The sequence below is a fragment of the Streptomyces recifensis genome, from assembly GCF_002154615.1.
In the GTDB taxonomy this organism is placed as follows: Bacteria; Actinomycetota; Actinomycetes; order Streptomycetales; family Streptomycetaceae; genus Streptomyces; species Streptomyces griseoluteus.
The window spans coordinates 1-2,631 of sequence record NZ_MUNH01000260.1 but is presented as its reverse complement, the minus strand read 5'-3'; the positions used below and the strand labels follow the sequence as shown (position 1 = coordinate 2,631).

General features: G+C 73.4%; 4 protein-coding genes. 3 read left to right on the top strand and 1 reads right to left on the bottom strand.

Translation table 11 applies throughout. The features are described from left to right. Positions 1–825 (bottom strand): CapA family protein (locus CCN33_RS15630; RefSeq protein ID WP_086694224.1); only part of this gene is annotated, 825 nt, incomplete at its 3' end. Positions 826–1,053: 228 nt separating this feature from the next. Between CCN33_RS15630 and CCN33_RS15625 the strand changes: the two genes are divergently transcribed. The 3 genes from CCN33_RS15625 to CCN33_RS15615 all read left to right on the top strand — a co-directional run. Then, positions 1,054–1,599: a sigma-70 family RNA polymerase sigma factor gene (locus CCN33_RS15625; RefSeq protein WP_086694223.1), complete on the top strand. Its 546-nt coding sequence runs from the start codon at positions 1,054–1,056 to the stop codon at positions 1,597–1,599. Positions 1,600–1,733: 134 nt separating this feature from the next. Then, positions 1,734–2,249 (top strand): hypothetical protein, encoded by a 516-nt coding sequence (locus tag CCN33_RS15620; RefSeq protein WP_086694222.1) that lies wholly within the window; start codon positions 1,734–1,736, stop codon positions 2,247–2,249. Positions 2,250–2,432: 183 nt separating this feature from the next. Then, on the top strand, positions 2,433–2,631 hold a 199-nt coding region (locus CCN33_RS15615), incomplete at its 3' end, for a zf-HC2 domain-containing protein (protein WP_140394559.1).

The window sequence follows — 2,631 nt, the reverse complement described above, 5'->3', positions numbered from 1 at the left end:
CGTACCCCAGCCGTACGAGGAGGTCGACGGCACCTGGGTGGTGTACGGCTGGGGTACGTGCGCGTGGTCGCCGAGGACGAGGTCGATGTCGGGGCGCCCGCCCGTCTTGGCGGCCGTGAGCTGCTTGGCGAGGGTGACCTGCCCGGCGTCCGGGGCGTCCTGCCCGGCGGAGCCCCAGTTGACGGAGAGCACGACCACGTCGGCGCCCGCCTTCCGGGCGGCCCGCGCGGCGGCGGCGATCCGGCCCGCGTCGGCCGGGTCCACGGCGCCGGACTGCCCGGTGGTGTCGTAGGCGTACGACAGATGGGCGACCTTGGCGGTGCCGGCGCGCAGCAGGGTGACGGTGCGGGCCTCGGTGTCGGTGCGGGAGGTCCCGGCGTGCCGTACGCCCGCCTGGTCGAGGGCGTTCAGGGTGCGGGTGATCCCGGGGCCGTCGGCCTGCGGGGAGGCGGTGGAGCAACTGTCGTAGCCGGTGGCGGCGAGGCCCTGGGCCAGTGACGGCAATGCGGCGACGGCCGGGTCGCCGTCGGCGCCCTGGACCGGCTCCAGGTGGCACAGCGCCAGGTCGGCGCCGGACACGGCCGGGCGGGCCCCGGCGAGCATGGGGCGGAAGTCGTGCCCGCCACCGGAGGCGTCGAAGCCCGCCCGGTCGGCCGCGGACGCGTACGGCTGGACGCCACCGGCGGCGACGAGGGTGAAGCCCTTCCCGGCACCCGGCGCGGGCCGCCCGGCGCCGGACGCGGTCCGGTCCTGATGCTGGCAGGCGGCCACCGCCGCGAGCACGGCGGTCAGCGCGAGGGCCACCTGGTGCCTGCGTCCGATCATCAACTCACCCCGGCTTTCTCGGAGGGGACTTGTCGTATTGACAGACAAGCTCTGACGGGCATATGGGTATGAAGCTGACCAGCCGCGCAAACAGCCCCTAGCCCATCCGGTGCTGCCGGGCCGCCCGGTGACCGTTCGTCCGACCGTTCACCGAGCCCTGGCGACCGCCCGTCGCACCGGCGTGCGCGCGGGGTGTCGCCGGGGGGCGGGCTGCGCTGCCATACGGCCATGACGGCCGGGACCACTGCCCCAGGGACGACGACCGCCGAGCATGAACTCGCCGCACTGGCGCGGGAGCACGGGCGGCCCCTCTTCGCGCTGCTGCTGCGACTGAGCGACGGGGACCGGCAGCGCGCCGAGGATCTGGTGCAGGAGACCCTCGTACGGGCCTGGCAGCATCCCGAGGCGCTGCGCGCCGAGAACTTCGCCTCGGCCCGCCCCTGGCTGCTGACCGTCGCCCGGCGGCTGGCCATAGACGCCCGGCGGGCGCGGCGGGCCCGGCCGCCCGAGGTGGTGGACGAGGTGCCCGAGAACGCCCGCGTGACCGCCGACCACGCCGAGCGGGCCGCCGCCGCGCTCGATGTGCGCGAGGCTGTGAAGACACTCACTCCGCACCACCGTGACGTACTCGTACTCGTGTACTTCCGCGGGGCCAGCGTGGCGGAGGCCGCTCAGATCCTGGGCATTCCACCCGGTACCGTGAAGTCCCGCGCGTACTACGCACTGCGCGCCCTGCGCCAGGTTCTTCCGGGATACGCGACTGACCTGCGGTGAAACCGGGCGCCTGGTCAAGCCTCGGTAAAGCGCCTTGCCGTGGCCCCCGTCGGGGCCATGAGCTGTCCTCATCCGTGTTCCGGGCGGGGGCCGGGTTCGGGCGACGCGCACGCACCGGAGGAAGGCAGGCAGGGATGCTCCACAGAGGTCACGAATACACGAGCGGCGCCGGCGGCGGTGAACTCACCGTCCCGATGGCCTGGTTCTACGCCGAGTACATCGCCGACGAGTTGCTGCGCACCGGCGATCTGATGCCACCGACGTCCTTCGAGTTCCGGGCGGGCCGGGACGCGCTGGCGCTCACCGTCTTCCTGTCCGACACCGAGGGGGAACTCTCCGGGGTCCGGGTCGTCTCGCAGCTGGAGACCTGGCTGTCGCTGACGGCGTACGACCAGCCGTGGCGGGAGTGGATCGGCGGCCGGATGGCCGAACTGACGGCACAGGCGGCCACGTCGGAGACTCCCGACCCGGACCTGGCGCTCGCGGGGGACGCCTGGCGCTGGCTGGAGGAGACCGAGCTGCTCGCGCCCGACCTGGACGCGGTGCCGGGTGGCGGCGCGGCCTGGGGCGAGGACGAGGGGCCGAAGGTGTGGACCCCGGCCTGGCGGCTCGGCCTGCCGCTCGGACACCTGGCCATCCATCTGTTCTGAGCCCGTTCGGACGCCGAACGCAGCACGTTTTCCGGCCAGTTGGAACTCGGACCAATCCGGGGCCCCGGCCGCTCCGAATCCCCATCGGGTTTCTGCGTGCGGCTTGAGTGATTCCGGCGTCCGGTGCGTACCAATGGGTGCACCGCGTAACCCCACCCGCACCCATAGGCACGAGGATTCGGCATGAGGTCCCTGGAAAGGCATCGCGCCGTCGGCGCGTACGCGCTCGGCGTGCTGGACGAGGCGGAGACCTTCCGCTTCGAGGACCACCTCGCCGAGTGCCCCCGGTGCGCGACCGACGCGGCCGAATTCGGCCCTACGGCACGGCAGTTGATGCTGTACCGGGAGGCCACGCCCGCCTTCGTGCCCGCGCTGGTCCAGC